The organism is Ramlibacter pallidus (assembly GCF_015070875.1).
Classification (GTDB): Bacteria; Pseudomonadota; Gammaproteobacteria; order Burkholderiales; family Burkholderiaceae_C; genus Ramlibacter; species Ramlibacter pallidus.
Genome location: NZ_JADDIV010000002.1, coordinates 295,233 through 312,941 on the forward strand (window position 1 = coordinate 295,233; position 17,709 = coordinate 312,941).

Sequence of the window (17,709 nt, forward strand, 5' to 3'; positions counted from 1 at the left end):
TCATCTGCGGAACCAGTTCGATCGATCTTCGCCTTGGTGGCTGCGGTTAGAAGAAGGCAACTCAGGCCTGTATCGCGATGGATCGTTCATTCTATTGAGGAACTCACCCCGCGTGACCAGTTTGTCGTCGTAGAGCCATTGTCGAATGGCATCTTGCCGCTGTTTCCAGTACTCCATTTGAGGTCGGTGCCCCATCTCCCACCGATCGCTCTTGTTTATCCCGGTACCGGTGAGAGGATCTTGCACACGACCTGTGGTCGGATCGACCGCATCGTCCCACGCTTGATCTCGAACGCCAGCGCGAAAGCTTCCGTTTCGGTCGAACGTCTTGGAGTCAAGAATCTCTGCATTGGGGCGCACGTAGAAGCGAGCAGGATGCTGTCCTTGAGGCCCAACATCAACTAGGGTCGATTCGACCGCCTTGGCCGCTTTCGGCGTTACATGGATGCCCACGCCAGGAACCGGCGCGGGCAGGCCCGTAAGAGCTGCGGTTCGAAGCGCCATAGACATGATCGCCGCACGTCCCACTGTGGTGCCGAGCGAAACTTGAGCTAAGTAGTTGATGCCGTCCACTAGCGCGCGTCCAGCAGCTAGTCCGATTCGACCTGCTAGCGTTGCGCTTCGCGTCGCGCCGCCTTGAGCAGTGGGGATGAGCGTGCCAACAACGTCCAGCGCATTCGATTTGACCCCGCCAAACTGGAAGCTGTTGTAAGTCGTCCCGTCGTATGCAACGCTGGACTTCACCATTCGATCTAAGTTGCCCAAGACGCGGTCGGGCTCGTTTCGCAGGGCCAACATGCCCAGAAGACCGCCCATGGCCTCAGGACTTGTACGAATTCCATGAGAACCGCTCATTGCCATCGAAAGCGCTACCGCGCCCTCGGGCGTCGGATCGCCAATCAAAGTGCCAAATGCCACCATCGCGTTCTGCACCATCGGTGGCTTCACCCAGCCACCTTCCTGCATCCAGGCGTCATAGCGGCCTAGCAGCGCTTCGCGCAGCCTCGGGTTCTGCGCCGTGTTCTCTAGCACCTCTTTCATCTCCCCGAGACTCTTTTGATAGAGTTCCGAAGACTGCTGCTGTTGTGTAGTGGTTGCCCATTCGGGCGCACCTGTCTGCGTCGCAGTCAGAATCCCAGACCAAGCTGAAGTGAACCGCGCAGTTGGGCTCGGCCGGTCTTGAGCCGGGCCAGCGACCACTGACGCCTCCTCCAAATCGATCAGTGACGGCTGACTCCGCTCGGTCCGCAAGCCCGCCCCCGTGATTCGCGTCGACTCGCCACTCACCGCATCCGCAATGGACTGGCTCAACGCATTGCCAAAAGCATCGATCGCGATCTGTCGGATCAGGACCTTCCCGCCCCCAGCTACTGCGGCGGCCGTCCCTGCAAGCAGCCCTGAAACCCCACGTGCCGCGTAGCTTCCCAGTGGCGACTCTCCCCAAGCCGCCTGCAACTCGTCGCCGACTACACGCCCAACCGCTGCGCCCACTGCACTTGCCGCAACACCTCTCCATGAGAAGCTGGGCTGAAGCCCAAGTGCCACGGCGACCCCTTGCGTTGCCAAGTTGCCAACGATGGCGCGCGAGACGCTTGAGCGCAACCCGGCGCCCGCAAGTGCGCTGCCAGGTGACGCGAGCCCTGCCGTCAGCCCTGTCGACAGCGCTCCCAGTCCTACGCCCCGCCAGTCGAACCGCTCCTGTGCTCCTGTCGCAATCCCGACACTCTGACTGGCTATGGATCCGACGGCGCCGCCGATGGCAGCGCTTGCCATTGAGACGGCCGCTCCTGTCGTCAACGCGCCCCCGGCCGACGCTCCTATGGTTATCGCCACTCCGTTTACCGTAGCAGTGCCACCTGCCATCGCCGCTAGACCGGTGGTGAACGTGGTCGCAGTGCCTCCCGTCGCGGTGACTGCCCCGAGGCCAGTCGCAGCGGCACCAGCCGTATAGATCGTAACGATCACCGCCACAATCACCATCAACAACTGCCCGATACCGCCACAACCCTCCTTCGGCATCGGCAAATGCGGCGTCACGTCACCCGTGATCTTGCTGGGGTCGTAAGGTTCGAAAGTCGTGCTGTTGTTGTGGACCGTGCCCACACGATTGGGAATGCTCAGCGTCTGCCCGACCTTCAAGTCGGTGCTCGTCACCAGTCCGTTCGCCTCCGCGATGCGGTACCAGAGCGCGCTATCGCCGTACGCTGATTGCGCGATGCTCTGGAGCGAATCACCTGCGCGGATGATGTAAGTGCCCGGACTCGCGTTCGGGTACTTGGAGTTGATGGGCGCGTAGCCAAGCTCGAAGTCGGCGAGGTTGGCGAAGTTTGGATTGCCGTCGGTCTTTCTCGGCTCCTTCTCGTTGATGCCGGCGCCGTACAGGGCAAGAACCTCTCCGTTCACGATCAGCTGCCGTTGCACCCGCCCCGCCTGGTTGACATACAGCGCCCGCCCCTGGCTATCGTTCACGAAGTCACGGTTGTTCGCAGACATCGAGGAGTCGCGGAGCGAAACGAGATGGCCGTTCGCGTCATAGCCGTGGGTGGTCTTGCCGGGCGCGGTGACCGTGGACGAGGCATTGATCTCGTCGGCCTGGTGGCCTTCGAAACGCTTGAAAGTCGTGTTGTACGTCGTGACCGTCCCGGACTTCGCGTCGCGGACCGCGTAACCCTTCGCGTTGCCCACGCCGTCGTAGCCGGCCGCCCGCACACCGCCGCCGATGTCCTGCGAAGGGTCCCAGCTGACGATGGCTCGGTCCTGTCCATCGCTTCCCACCGTGCGCTGATACAGCAACCGTCCGTTGGCGTCGTACCGGCTGTAGGTCTGGCTCAACCCGTCGTCCTCGTTTTCCTTCAGGTCGGTTCGCGCCGCGGACAAGTAGCCGGTCGGGAGCGAAGCGGGCCCGGAAAAGAGCAAGCGATCCGCGCCGTCATAGCGGCGGTGGTTCACCATCACGCCATCGCGAACGATGCTTTGCAGGCGGTTGGCCGCGTCGTAGCGATACACCTCCGTCGTCCAACCATCTGCCTTCGAGAAGGTCAGGTTGTTGTTGGGGACTCCCGTTCCGTCGGAGTCGTCGTTGTAGTACAGGACGGCCGATGCGCCGTTGGTGGCGGCGACACGCTTGCCCCAGGACGTGTCACTGGTCCGATTGCCATTCCGATCGTATGTGATCACGTGGCCGCGATCCGTGCCGATGTCGCCCGCAGGATTGATCGCGTCGACCACCGTCTGCCGGTTCATCGTGTCGTACTTGAAGTACCTCGCAACCGTCGAGGGCGCGACCTCGCCAGTCACTCCCTGGTAGCCTACCGTCGTCGCGACAAACGTCCGGTTTCCGACCTTGTCGTAGTCCATGCTCACATGGACACGGGCATCCGCAACGTCCCGCAGGCGGCCCAGCGCGTCATAGGCCAGGTGGTTGTCTTGGTAAGTCAGTCCGTTCTGCACGACACGTTCGCGGATGTGCCTTCCGCCGGCGTCGTACATGTAGGTCGTGGTCTGGTTCAGTGCCGCATCATGGAGGCGTACCAGCTGACCGGCCGCATCGTAGCCGTACTGAAGGTTCTGCCCGCGCGTGTTCTTCTGCGTGGTGAGCTGCCTCGCGTGGTCGTAGGTGTAGGTGTAGCGTGCCCCACCCAGGTCGGAATGGTCCGTGACCCTGCCGAAGTAGTCGTAGCTCCAGCGACTGACAAAGCCGTTCGCGTCCAGTTCGGCGATCTTTCTGCCCTGGGCGTCGAATGCGGCGCGTGTCTTCTGCCCGAGAGCTTGGCGGGTCTCCACCACGTTGCCGCGGAGGTCATACGTGTAGGTCAGTCGATCGCCATTGCCGTTCGTGTAGGTGAGCTTCTGGCCCAACTGGTCGTACGTCCAGCGGTCCTTGATGGTTGCCAGTCCAGCCCATACGACATTCGAGCCGGAGCTCTGGTACGTAGGAAGCTGGCCCTTGTCGACCGCCAGGAGATTGCCGGCGCGGTCGTACTCGTACTTCACCACACGGGATTCTGCGTCCGTCGTCTGGATGCGCATTCCAAGGGCGTCATACACGTGGCGAACCACGCCTGTGTCGGCTTGCCGCTCTTCGATCACGTTACCCGCGCCGTCGTAGACTTGACCGTTCACGTTGCCATTCGCGTCCTGGATCGCCACCTGCCGGCCCAAGGCGTCGTAGTAGACCTGGGTGGTGGCGACGCCGATCACTGCGATGCTCGGAAGGCTCTGCTGCACCATCTGGTTGTTGGCATTGAAGCGGTAGGTGGTGACCCAGCTGGACGAGCGTGGATCCGTGATGGCCACCACGTTCCCCCAGCGGTCCGTGTTCTGGGCGACCACCGGCCGGAATGCGCGGTTCCCGAGTGCGCTGCTGGTCAACCCTTGGATGGACCGGCCTTCGGCGGTGCTCAGTGCGTAGGACGAGGAGGGTGTCGTCACGCTGACGCTGTAGGTCGTGGGCGTCGCGGACACGTAAGTGGCTGGCGTGTACGGCGGTGTGGTTACCGTCAGTTGCCGGCCATAGATGGAAACGTCGTATCTCGCCGTGGCGATCCTCTCGCCTGTCCTGACCACTTCAAGGTACCAGGTTCCGAAGCCGAGATGATCCAGCCTCATTCGCTCGGTGCCGTAGTAGCCGCCGGTGTACGGGTCCGTGTGCGCAAGCGCCCGATCGATTGTGACGCTGACCCAGCTGCTTCCGTTGTAGTACCTGGCGGACGTCGCGCCGCATGCGTCCCAGGTCAACGCGGTCACGTTGGTCGGCGGCGTGTAGTAGGAGTTCGCCTCATCCCCGCCGGTGTACGTCCCCGGGATGAGGATGGTGCCCAATGCCACGTTGGTGATGTTGGGCAAGCCCGATGCCGGGATGGTGTAGGCCGAGGTGCCGGGCACGATCGTGAAGGTGCCCGTTGCGTGCTGCGTTGCGCTGCTCTGGCCGGCCAAGGTCCAGAGCAGTTCGAACTGGTAGCTCCCGGACGACAGGTGTGCCGTGTCCACGCCGTCCACGTCGGAGTTGTACCCGAAGACATTCACGGGCAGCGTGCTCCATGCCGTCCCGCCCACGGGCCGGTAACGCATCACCTGCTGGGTGGAGAAGTCCTGGTGAACCCAGTAGAGTTTCCCCTGGGGGAAGCCTGCGAAGTTGATGGCGACGGGGATCGACGACAGCAGGGGCTGCGTCACCGACACGGTCCCGCTCGCGGTCACGTCGCCAGGCTTCCCCTGCGGGGTCGTCGTGACGATGTACTCGTAGGTTCCCGCCACCAGCGCGGACGCGTCGTACCGATAGGCGTTGCCGAAATCGACCAGGGTGGCAGCCGGTACGCCCGTCCAGGCGGTAGAGCCAAGCGCCCGGACCTGGAGCATGACGGCGGTTTGCGGATCTTCCGGTGCCCCCAAGAGGATCTCGTTGCGGCCGTAACCCGGCGCCTGGTCGATCACGGTCGCCCAATTGCCGGAAATGTCCTTCTTCTCCACTCGCACGCGGGTCACTTGGCCCACGCCGCCGGTCGTGGGTGTGCCGGCGGTCTCGGCCCACGTGAGCGTCAGCCCCGCCGCGTGGGTGGTGCCATCGAACAGACCCGCCGCATAGCTCTTCGCAACACCCCCTGAATAGGACACCGGAGTCGTGTATCCGAACTCGGCGTCGTAGACACCGCCGTGCCGGGTGACGGGAGTCTTGTAGTCGATCACGACGCGAAGTTCGCCGCTCCCCAAGGGCGCAAGGCTGTTCCAGCCCAGGGTCACCTCGTTCATGCCCGTCCACGCCGACGCGGTCTGCAGGTCGCCGACAGGGACTGCAGATCGGACTGAAGCGGCGACGAACTGCCGCTGGACGGTCACCCCCCCGCGGGTCTCCGTGCGCACCGCCTCCGTGCGAGACGCAACATGGCCCAGGGCGTTGTACTGGATGTCCGTGCGCCGCGAGTACGAATCTGCGTGTGCCTGGTCGACGCTCTGGTAGGCGCGCACGTCCTGATTGACACCGCCTGCACCCGAACTCCGGATCTCGGCGCTGACGTTTCCTCGCAGGTCGTAGAGCTGCACGCGGTCGACGCCATCGCCAGCGTTCGTGCGCCACACCCGGCCGGCGGCGTCGTAGTCGTAGTACTCCTGCAGCGCGCCTTGGGTTCCCCTGCGAGTCATCTCGCCGAAGGCATTGAATTCCTGCCGCGTGGACACGTACCCAGCTTCTGCCTGGCTCAGGACGTTCACCCCGGACCCTGAAGCGTTCGCCAGGGTTCCTTCCCACTTCGAGCGCCATTGGCCGTCGACGAACTGCAGCACGCGGATGCCGGCGATGCGGTCCGCCTTCTCGCCCCAGGTCACCTCGCCCCCACCCGCGGCGGCGGCGGCAGTGAAGTCCCTGCTGGCTTTCGCAAGGCGCGACTCCGGCACGAGGACTTCGCTGCCCCAGATGTACTTGACGACCTGCGTGGTCACGACATAGTCGACTTCGATGCGGACCGACCCACCTTGCGGATCCACCAGGTCTGACCATTGCAGAGCCATCCTCGCCGGGGTCGCCTGAACGTGATCCCCGTAGTCGATGAAAGGGGTGTAGTTGGCGTGCATCCCACCTTGCACGACCGTGGTGGAGGCCGGGGTGAGCGTCTCCACCAGCTGTCCCAATGCGTCGTACACGTTCAGCTGAAACTGCGTCCGGGTGTGCCCATCCGCATCCGTCACCGCTCGCCACGTCTTTGCAACGCGCCCGGCCGCGTCGTAGGAACTGAACAAGGTGGAATCGTTGGCGTCGCGCACCTCCAGTTCCCGACCGAGCGCGTCGAAGCGGGTGATCGTGGAACGGTCCGTGGGCGCTGCAGGCAGCGGCACGTACCCGGCGTCCATGACCACGGGCGTGTTGTGTTCCAGCTTGACGACGACATTGCCGTGCGCATCCCGCTTGAACTCGACCAAGGTGTTGGTCGCGTTCGAAGCCTGGAAGGGGGTGGCAACGGCGACCACACGGCCCAGCACGTCGTGGAAAGTGAGGGTCGACTCTCCCAGCGCGTTGGTCGTGCGGACCTGGTTTCCGAGCGCGTCATAGCCATACGTCGTGGTCAGGTTGCCGACGACGGTCGTCGCCGCAGGACCCGTGCTGTACTCCACAGCGATGCGCGTTTCACCCGTCTTGCGATCCAATAGGTCGTAGGCATAGCTGGTCGCACGATCGGCGCTCGATCCGCCGGGCACGACGAACATCGCGAGGTTCCAGGATCCCGGGGTCGCCGCAGTCGCGTATTCCGTGACGCGTTCGAGGTTCCCGAACTTGTCGTACGCCCGCGTCGTGACATGGCCCAGGGGGTCGACGATGGCCCTTTCCCTCCCGAGTACGTCGAAGTAGCGATGCGTGTGATACCAAACCGTCGCAGCGGAGTCTCTCGCACGGCTCTCCTGAACCATATCGCCGAATGCGTTGTACTGACGTCTGGTGCGAGCCGAGGCGGCGCTTTCCGACGTGGCCAGTCCCGCGTCGTACATGAACGCCGCGGGTTGCCATGTATCGACGAGGCGTCCGGCCCTGTCATACGAGGACCGCAGCACGCGGTCCGTCGCGTGGTTGAAGGACGATGCGTTGAGAACGCCTTCCACCTCTGCTCGAGAAACGGCCTGCGTCGCCGACGTGAGCTGGCGCCCCGCCAGTGCTGTCCCGCTGCCGTACCGGGTGAGGGCAGTGACGGCCCCGAACGTGTCGCGGCTGTAGCCCGTCACATACCCGGCTGCATCGACCTCATACGCCACACGGCCGGCTCGGTCATACACCTTCTGGCTCAGCCCTCCGCCGACGTCCCTGTTCGCCACGGCGTTGCCAAGTGCGTCGTAGTACGTCCTCGCTTCCAGTGAGCGGTTTTCCACATCGCGCCGCGGGGAGAGGCCGTCGTTCGCCAGTGGATTGTCATTGGCGGCGTCGTAGACGCCCACCGGCGGAAAGATCACCCGCACCTGCCGCCCGGCCGCGTCGTACTCGTAGCGAGTGCTGCGTTCCTCCGCGAGTCCCGCCGCTTCCGTTCTTTGGGTGAGATTGCCGAGCCCGTCGTAGCGGAGCACGGTTTCGATCGCGACCTGACGGGTGGCGCCTTCCACGACGGTCTTCGCCACAGGGTCGAAACTGCTCGATGCCAGGGTCACCTCTGGAGAGCGCTCTCGCACGAGTCGCCCGGCCGCATCGTACGAGTAGGTCCAGGTGGCGCCTTGCTTGTTGATGAAGCTTGCCTTGTTGCCGAGCCCGTCGTACGTCCATCGCTCCACCTGCCCCAGCGCGTCGGTCGTGCTGCTGCGCCGGCCTGCCGCGTCGTACGCATGCATCTCCCGACGGTCGAGGGCCGACTCGGACACATTCGCCGACACGGTCGACACGGTCACCGCGACCGCGGGATCGAGCCTGCTTTCGTAGCGACGGGTTTCCAGCAGGCGGCCGTTCGCATCATGGACGTGCTTCTTCACCTGCCGAAGCGCGTCGACCTCGAAGACCAGCCGTCCAGCGGCGTCGTAGGCGAAGCGGTCCGTGCGGTCGTCCGCCGTGGAGGCAATGGTCGGAGGTGTGCCGCTCCAGGCAGCGAGCGCCGCTGCTTCCACCTTGGTGGCGAGTGCCGTCCGCGACGACACGCGTCCGCCGGCGTCGTACTGCGTCCGAACCGCCGCATTCTCGGGGTCGACGCTGAGGACGCGGCGGTTGGCCGCGTCGTAGCTGTAGCTCAGGATGCGGTCGTCCGCCGTTCGCGGAGCAGTTGCCGGAGTGGCCGTGTCGCCGATGGCGGTGCTGAGGTGGATCTCCTGGAGGACGTTCCCGTTCCGGTCGTAGACCCGCTTCTGCACGGAGCCCATGCCATCGACGCTCGCGACCAAGCGCCCCGCCGCGTCGTAGCTGTAGCGAAGGCGGACGTCCCGCCCGGCGTTCGCGACAGCCCCCACCGCCGCGGTCATGCCGGCGACCGTCGCTGGCGTATCGAGCGGCACAGGGCGTGCGTAGGCGATGCGCTCGACGACGGCGCCATTGGGGTCATACCGGTACTCGACCACGGCCCCCAACCCGTCCATGGAGAAGACCGCGCGGTTCACGCCGTCATAGACGGTCGTCTGCCGGGTGTCGCGTGAAGGGTCCGGGAGCGGCAAGGGGATGCCGACGCCTGTCCAGGCGGAGAGGTCGATGCGGTTGGCGAAGGCATCGCGCTGGACGACATTCCCGTTGGCGTCGTACGTGAAGCGGACCACCGCGCCGGTACCATCCACTGTCGCGATGCGACGACCGTCACGGTCGTGTACCTGGTACTCCGTCACGTCCGCGGCGCTTGTAAGGACTCTGGACTGGATGTCCGTGAAGCCTGGCGCCGGCGGCAGCGACGCGACGTTCACTGGGGTCGCGTAGCGGATCACCCGGACGAGCCGGCCTTCCGCGTCGTAGAAGTTCTGGACGACGGCTCCGAGCGGGTCGACGGTGAAGGCCAGCCGGCCGTTCCCGTCATACGCGTAGAGCGTCGAGTTCCCGAGCGCGTCTGTCGAAGAGATTGCATTGCCCGCGTCGTCATACGCCCACTTTCGTTCGAGGTTGAGCCCTGCCGGGTCCACCCGCTCCGAGGTGCGGCGGCCCAAGGAGTCGTAAACGTACTGCGTTCTCGTCCCCGCAGGCGACGTGACGGTGAGCGTTCGATCTGCTGCGTCGTAGGTATAGGTGGTCCGCAGGTTCAAGCCCCCGGGATCCACGGTTTCGGTCGCCACCCGGCCCTTGCGGTCGTAAGCGTACGTGGTCACGTTGCCGTTCGGGTCGGTGACGGTCACCCTCTGCCCTTTGGCGTCGTAGGTGTACCGCGTCGCCAGTGCGAGTCCGGAAGAATCGACGGTCCGCGTCAGGACGCGATCCGCCGCGTCATACGCATAGTTGACGCGGTTGCCTGCGGCATCGCGCGTCTCCACCAGCCGGCCGGCAGCGTCGTACGAGCTTGATTCCGTCGCCAGGGGGGAGGACTTGCCCACCAGGCGCCCGTCGCGGTCGTAGGTGTACGTGGTGACCCCGCCACGTCCGTCCTTGAGCGTGTGGACCTGGCCGTGTCGCGTGTAGGAGGTCTCGGTACGCACGCCCTCCGGGGTCGTCATGGAGACGGAACGCGTCTCCGGGTCGTACGTGAAGGTGCTCGTGTTCCCGAGTGCATCTGTTGTCGTCAGCTGCCTGCCGAAGGCGTCGTAACTGGCGCTTCGCGCTCCGCCCATGGGATCGCGGGACACCACCACACGGCCGAGCCGGTCGTACTCATCGACCCGTGCCTTTCCGTTGGCATCGATCCTCCGTGTCGCTCGTCCGAATGCGTCGTACTCGGTGGTTTCCAGTGCGGCGATCTGGTTGGGATCCGACAGCGTCGCGGTTCTCAGGCCCCTCCGGTCAACCGTGTACTGCTGCGTGAATCTGACGCCGCTGCTCAAGTGGTACTGCGTACGGAGGATTTCCTCCCCAAAGCTGTTGTACTGGATGCTGGTCTGATTTCCCTCTGCATCCAGGACGGAGGCCACCGTGCTGTCTCGGGCGTACGAGTACGTCGTCACCGAATCAGTCGCGGCATTCGCCGTCACGGCAATTGCCGAAGCGATCAGGCCCCCCGGGCCTCTCACACCCGAAACCGCGGAGTACGCGATCTCCTTGTGCAGCCGCCCCAAGGCGTCATACCGACGCTCCTTCACCTCCCCGAGACTGTTGATCGTGTAACGTAGCGATCCGTCCGCGTCGTAGTAGTGCCACCGCACATTTCCGTTGGCGTCGGTGGTCGAGGTGCGCCGCCCCGCGGCGTCGTAGGTGTACCTCGTGCCGTGCTGGGCCCAGATCGCATCCACCTGCGCTGGCGTCTGCCCACCAACCAGAAGGGAAGCACCGAGGGCGGAAAGTTCTCCTACCAGCCGCCCCTGCACGTCGTATCGGACGAGCAACGTGCGTGCCTCGTCCGTGTTCACCGCACGCACGGTGGACACCAGCCTGCCACCGCTGTCATAGGCGTAGCGTGTCGTCACCCGGTCCACGCCCGTCTCTTCCGTCAGCCTCCCGAGAGAGTCGAAAGTCCGCGTCGAAACCTGGTCGTGGACGCTAGGCGTCGGTCGCAGGCTGGCCAACGAGCTGGTCACCGTGACTGGCGTTGCCGCACGGTTTGCATGCCGCAGCGTGCTGACCAGGTTCCCGGCAACGTCATAGCCCCATTCGGTCAGATAGCCCTCGGCGTCCACCTCCGCGATTCGCTGTCCCTTGCCGTCGTAATAGTTGAATGAGGAGATGTCGCTGCCATTGACCGGCGGCTTGAGCTGCGCGAGCGTCCCTGCGGCTCGCAGTGACTGTGTCGTGGCAGATGCATGCCTGACCCGTTGCACCTCGCGCCCGGCGGCGTCGTATGTGAACGTGGTGAGGTAACCCTCCGCGTCGAGCGTTCCCTCCAGAGCGCCGGTATCGTCATGGAAGTGGCGGACGATCCGGTCGCGTGCGGTCGCCGCGGGGACGGGGATGGAACCGGGACTGAGGGAACTCGCAAGAGCCAGGTTCGCATACTGCGTGGTGCGTACGATCCGCGAGGCGCCGTCGTACGCAATCGCCTCCACGGCCGCGGAGGTCCCCGTCCCGACCGTTCGCGCAGTCCGCACCAGCCGGCCCGCGCCGTCATAGGCGTTCCAGGTCTGCACATCGGCAGTGGTGCTCGTAGGCCGCAAGGCTGCGGGAGAAACACCCAGGACAGGCGCGCCGGCGGCGTCGGTCAACGGGGCTGTGCTGATGGCGGTGGCGTAGGAGATGCTGTGGGTCAGGCGCCCATTGCCGTCATAGGCGAACTCCGTCAGGCTTCCATTGCCGTCCACCTCGGCGGACTTCCGGCCCTCTTCGTCGTACAGGGTCCAGTGACGGACCCCTGTTGGGTCCTGCGTCATGCGGAGTCGCCCGCCTGCGTCGTAGAAGAACCGGGTCTCACCAAGTCCGGCACCTGCGGCCGTCGAGTGCGACGTGGAGACAAGCCGGCCTGCAGCGTCATACGCCTGCGTGGTCGTCAGCCCGTCCGGGTTCAGCACCACTGTCCGGCGACCGGCGTCGTCGTACTGTGTGACCGTGACCTGCCCCAACGCATTCGTCTGCGTGAGCACGCGGCCGAGACCGTCGTAGGTGAACTGGGTCACGCCCTGGCTGGGCGAGACCACCTGCAGCAGCCTCCCCGATGCATCGCGAACGAACTGCTCCACGGACGCGATGCCGGCGCCGGCTCCCGCGGCGTCCGACGCGCTGTAGGCGGTACGGGTTCGCAGGTGTCCGCGCGCGTCGTAGGTCATGTCGCTGCGGCGCGTGCGCGTGAGGTCCTGCGCGGCGCACCACGTTGCGAGCGCGGACTCTGCGGGCACGTCGGCTTCTGCGAGGCCGCCCACTGGATACGTGGCGCCGGCGTAGACGACCGTCGACACCCGGTCGCCCAAGGCGTTGTATCTGTGCTCGGTGACCGCCCCTTCCGCCGTGATGGAGAAGCGCAGCAACGCGCGGCTCCCCCCCTCGTAGACGAATCTGGAGGTCAGGGGCTGCGCGGGCTGCCCCGTCCCGCCACCGTCGGGGTCGGGCTGGAGGTACGCGGTTTCTGCGATGAGCTGGTTGCGGGCGTCGTAGGCTTTCCGGACGGTGTTTCCCGCGTGATCACGTTGCAGGACCTGGTTACCGCGATCGTCGTAGGCGAAGGTGGTGATCCGCCCCGTACCCTCTGTCACTGCGAGCACATCTCCATTGGCGGCATAGGAGAAACTGCGCGCCGCGGCGACGCCGGCAACGGGCGGCGGTGTGAGACTGGTCAGCTGGCCCTCTGCGTCGAAGTCATAGCGGGTGACGAGGCCGAGGGCGTCCGTGACAGTACAGTGACCTGCTCCATAGGCAAAGCTTGTGGTCTGGCCGAGTGCGTCCTGCACGGAGGCAAGCTTGAACGTGCCGCCGCCGACATCCACGTAGGTGAAGGCAAGACGCGTTCCGTCCGATTGCGTGATACCGGCGAGCCTTTTGCTGCTCCCGTCGTACTCGTAGTCGGTGACGTAGCGGTTCATGTCCGAAACGTCGTAGTCCTGCGGAGTGTGGTCGACAACTGTCTTCACCAGCCGATTGCTGCCGTCGTACAGGAACTGCAGATGGGACAAGGGCGTGCCATCGCCGCGGTAAGTCAGGACGCGATGAAGGTTTCCTTCGGTCGTGTAGGCGTACTGGCGCGTCTCCCCGCTGTCCGCGGTCTCGGAGACGATGCGCCCCTGTGCGTCGTACGTGTACGTCACCCGATAACCAGTTGCATCGGCGGTGGCGAGCAACCGAAACGCGCCGTCCGACTGGTACCGCTGCGTCAGTCCCGAGCTGCCATCGCGCCACTCCAGCTGGCTGTCGGCGGCGATGAAGGTGATGGTGTCATGGGCTCCGGCACCCTGCGTGGTCCGGTAGAGGCCCGATACGCTGTCGAAGACGTAGGCGGATGCGCTGCCGTCTCGGGCGGTCCTCGTGAGCGTGCTTCCGGCCGTATTGAGGGTGCCAGTCAACTGGAGCGGCTGCAGCACGAAGCCCGTGCTCCAGTTGTCCCCGTTGTCGTCGTTGAACAGGCCTTGGCTGTTGTACGTTCGCAGCGCAGTTCCATCGACCCCGCGCAGGCTGAGCACGTCCTCGACGCGCTGGATGACAAGGTTCCCCGTAGCGACGTTCACGTACGCCGACTCTCCGTTGCGCCCGTGTACTGCGCCTGCACCCAATGGCATCCCCAGCGTCTGATGGGAAGTGAGGTTGAGTCCCAGGCTGTTGCCGCTGACGATCGCTACCATCTTTGTGCTCTGCGTGTTCGTTGGTCGGTGGCGGCCATCCTGGTGTTCGCCGGGATACGCCTTGCACCGAGTACATCCCCGCAGCACGCGCGCTGTTTAGGCGCTAAACAGCGCGCGAACGGGTTGGATGTACTGGCAGATCACCGCTGCTGGGCGCGACATTTCACGGATGGCTGGCGTCTGCCGCGGTGCGCGCTAAACTGCCCCCGGGACCACCCATGACCGAGAACCCTCGCTTCGACCAGCTGCTCGCGCAAGGCCTGGAGGCCAGCCGGGACAACCGCACCGACGCCGCCCTCGAGCTCTTCGCGCAGGCCAGTGCGGCCGCACCGGGCTCGGGCGTGCCGCATTTCCTCATGGGGTCGGAACACGCGAGCGCCGGCGACATCCAGGCGGCGGAACTCGCATTCGCCAACGCGGTGCTGCTCGCGCCGGAATTCCACCTGGCCCGCTACCAGCTCGGCCTGCTGCAGTTCAGCTCCGACCGGGCCGCCGTTGCATTGATCACGTGGCAACCGCTGTTCTCACTGCCCGAAAGCGACCCACTGCGCCACTTCGTCTCGGGTTTCGCCGCGCTCGCACAGGACCGATTCCAGGAAGCGCTGCATCACTATCGCGCCGGGCTACAGCGCAACGACGACAACCCTGCCGTGTCCGCCGACATCGGCAAGGTCATCGCAGCCGTCGAACAATTGATGCAACCTCCGGCGGCCGGACAGCCGGCCGCGGCGGCCAGCCACGTGCTGCTTTCCGGCTATTCGAAGGGCATGCACTGAGACCCGCGTGACCAGCATCGACCCCAGCCACCAGCTGGCCGCCCTCCTCCGCAAACAGGTTTCCGCCGTCCGTGATGGCGGCGCCAAGGCGGGTCCAGCGGGCAGCCCAGCTCGGGCGGAACGGGCCCAGTCCGATGCTGCCAGCGTTGCCGCAGGCCGAATCCAGGCGTTGTCGCCGAACGATCCCGATCGCAAGAAGAAGGCGCTGCGCATCTTCCTCGAATCGGTTCTGTTGCAGGAACTCGGCGCGCAGCTGGTGCACGACCCTTCGTTTCCAAACATGGTCGACGCCGTGCAGGGCCAGATGCAGGCCGACAGCCAGATGGCGGCTGCGGCCGACGAACTCAGCGAACTCCTCGTGGCCGGCGCCACGCGCAAGTAGCCGCCGTCCCTTCGCTAATGGCGGACCGGCGGCGGCTTGATCGCGTCGCTGAGCTTCCGTCCGAAGAACCCCGGCCGATCCAGCAGCCGTTCGGCAAGTTCCGCCAGTCGAGAGATGTCTCGCGCCTCGCCGGCGACCACGGCGCGCGCATACCGCCCGGTCACGTTCGTCGGATCCAGGCGTTGGGCGACCTCGAGATGGTGATCCGCCTGGGCCTTGTCGCCGGCCAGTGCGAGGACCAGGCCCATCGCGCCGTGGGTTTCGGCGAAGTTGCGGTCGCGTTCGAGCGCGCTGCGGAAGGCCTCGAGCGCCCCCGCGATGTCCTGCTGCAGGAGGCGGGCCCAGCCCAGCGCATGCCAGGTGCCGACGTGTTCCGGCACCAGTTGCACTGCGCGTTCCAACTGGCTCTGGGCCAGCGGAAGGTTCTGCATCTGCAGGCTGGCATAGCCCAGGGCCGACCACGTGCGGCCATCCTCCGGGTTGCTGCGCAGCGCCTGCTCCAGGAGCTTCGCTCCCAACGCGGGCTGCTGCTGCGCCATCGCCACGTAAGCGCGCGCGGCAAGCGCCTCGACTTGCGCGGGATCCACCGCGAGTGCCGCTTCCGACCAAGTGAGCGCCGCTTCGAAGTGCGAGCTGTCGATCGCGACCAGGCTGGCCGGCCCCTTGGCCCGCGGCTCGAGGCGACCCACCGCATCCTCCTGCTGGGACCACTCCCAGGCCTCGTGCAGCAGATGCAGGCGGTGGCTCGCGCGCAGCCAAAGGATCTGCAATGCTTCCCGCTGCTCCGGCTCCAGCTCACCTCCAGCGGCCAACCACGGCTGCACGAGTTCGCGCGCGGCCGCGTAGTCGGCGCGCAGGAAGCTCACGTACGCCAGGTCGTGGGAGACCGCAGGATGGTCGCCGGTCGATCGCAGGCTCCGCAGCAGGGCGTCCGCCTGCTCCAGGTCCCTTCGCGCGATGCACACGCCTGCGCGCCGAAAGACCCAGGGCGTGCGGTCCGGCGCGAGCCGCTCGGCGGTGGCGATGTGCCCCAAGGCGCGCTCGTGCTGCCCTGCCGCGATCGCCGCCTCGCATGCATCGGCCAGCAGCGAAAGGTTGGCGGGGTCCTGCCGGAGATAGCTTTCCAGGCGCTCGAGGCGACGGGTTGCGGGAGAAGGGGAAGTGTTCATGGTTGACTCGCCATTTCAGAATCGCACGTCGAGGTCGCCGTGCTCGGAGACCCCGGCGCGCAGCCGCAGAAGCGCCTGCTTGTGGATCTGGGAGATTCGGCCTTTCGTCAGGTTCAGCGTTTTTGCCACTTGCTCGAAAGGCACTTCCTGAAGGTAGTGGCTGCGGATGACCGTACGCTCCTGGGGCGGCAGCGCATCCACGATGGCCAGTAGCCGCTCGCGCAGTTCGCGGATCTGGGAATTCCGATAGAAAGGGATGCTTTCCGCCCGGTTGGGGCCGTCCACCATCGACGTGCCTTCCAGCAGCCACGATAGCGCCAGTCCCAACCCGACCTCCGCCACATACGTCATCAACTGTTCCGCGCCTTTGGGCGCGGAACCTTCGCGCACGGCGGCTCGCCCCAGCGCGATCTCCTTCAGTGCCTCGGTGCGCTGCGCCCGGATGCGTTGACGGGCGGCGATCTGCTGCTGCTTTTCGGTCAGCCGTTCCAGCCCGTTCAGGATGGCGCCATGCATCCGCCGTGCGGCAAACGTCCTGAATTGCGCGCCGCGATCGGGATCGAACCGTTCCAGCGCCTCCAGCAGTCCGATCGATGCGAACTGGTGGTAGTCGCCGAACTCGATCTCGTCATGGAAGCGCTTGCTGTAGTAGACGGCAGCCACCACGCGCGCATAGGGCAGGTGCAGGCCAAGCAGTTTCTCGCGTGCGCCCGGGTCCCCGTCCCCGCGGTAGCGGCGCCACAGGACGACCTCCTCCGCAAACTCCGCCTCGGGCACGACCGTTGGCGGGAGAGCTTCTCGGGGGCGCGCATCCATGGCGTCAGTGGAAGGACCCGACCAGGGCCTTCAGGACCAATGCCCACCCATCCACCAGGATGAACATCAGGATCTTCAGCGGCAGCGCCACCGTGGTCGGCGGCATCATCATCATGCCCAACGCCATCAGCACGCTCGAGACGATCAGGTCGATCAGCAGGAAGGGCAGGAAGATCACGAATCCGATCTGGAACGCAGCGCGCAGTTCGGAAAGCATGAAGGCGGGGATCAGCTGCACGTTGCTGATCTCCTCCATGCTCTGCGGCGGCTTGGCTTTCGACAGTTCGACCATCAGCGCCAGGTCCTGCTCGCGCGTCTGCCGCACCATGAATTCGCGCAGGGGCTGCGAAGCGGAGGTATAGGCCGGCTGCATCCCGATGGCGCCATCCATGAAGGGCTGGAAGGCGTCCTGGTTCACCTTGTGCAGCACGGGTGACATCGTGAACAGGGTCAGGAACAGGGCGAGCCCGATCAGCACGGGGTTCGGCGGCGTCTCGGGCATCCCGATGGCGTGGCGCAGCATCGACAGCACGATGATGATGCGCAGGAACGAAGTCACGCACACCAGCAACGCAGGCAGCAGTGCCAGGACCGTAAGCCCCAGCACGACGCGAACGGCCTGGGCGGTGTCGGTACTTGCGCGGTCGACGATCCCTGCCGGCGCGCCGGCACGCGGCGCTGCCGGGCGCGCGGTGGCGGCAGGGGCGCGCTCCTGCACCGTCTGCGCCAACGTTGCTGCGGGGAGGATGGCCATGAGTGCAAGGAAAGCCATGCACACGAAGTG

Annotated in this window: 6 protein-coding genes; 2 read left to right on the forward strand and 4 right to left on the reverse strand. The window is 65.5% G+C overall.

The annotated features are described in order from the left end of the window. Entirely contained in the window at positions 1–13,782 is a 13,782-nt protein-coding gene (locus IM787_RS06360) for a GH-E family nuclease (RefSeq protein WP_193675804.1), read from the reverse strand. 218 nt (positions 13,783–14,000) lie between these two features. Between IM787_RS06360 and IM787_RS06365 the strand changes: the two genes are divergently transcribed. Further along, positions 14,001–14,558, forward strand: a complete 558-nt coding sequence (locus tag IM787_RS06365) for a tetratricopeptide repeat protein (protein ID WP_193675805.1) — start codon at positions 14,001–14,003, stop codon at positions 14,556–14,558. A 7-nt stretch (positions 14,559–14,565) separates the two neighbouring features. Further along, entirely contained in the window at positions 14,566–14,940 is a 375-nt protein-coding gene (locus IM787_RS06370) for a hypothetical protein (protein WP_193675806.1), read from the forward strand. A gap of 14 nt (positions 14,941–14,954) precedes the next feature. Here the strand turns inward: IM787_RS06370 and IM787_RS06375 are convergent, their stop codons facing one another. From IM787_RS06375 to fliP, 3 genes are read right to left on the reverse strand one after another with little or no spacing between them, the layout of a single operon-like run. Further along, positions 14,955–16,109 carry a tetratricopeptide repeat protein gene (locus IM787_RS06375; RefSeq protein ID WP_193675807.1) on the reverse strand — a complete coding sequence of 385 codons (1,155 nt, stop codon included), beginning with the start codon at positions 16,107–16,109 and terminating at the stop codon, positions 14,955–14,957. A gap of 15 nt (positions 16,110–16,124) precedes the next feature. Continuing rightward, positions 16,125–16,925, reverse strand: coding sequence for a sigma-70 family RNA polymerase sigma factor (locus IM787_RS06380; RefSeq protein WP_193675808.1), 801 nt, complete (start codon positions 16,923–16,925; stop codon positions 16,125–16,127). Between the two features lie 4 nt (positions 16,926–16,929). Continuing rightward, positions 16,930–17,679 carry a flagellar type III secretion system pore protein FliP gene (fliP, locus tag IM787_RS06385; protein WP_193675809.1) on the reverse strand — a complete coding sequence of 250 codons (750 nt, stop codon included), beginning with the start codon at positions 17,677–17,679 and terminating at the stop codon, positions 16,930–16,932. Positions 17,680–17,709: the final 30 nt, after the last annotated feature.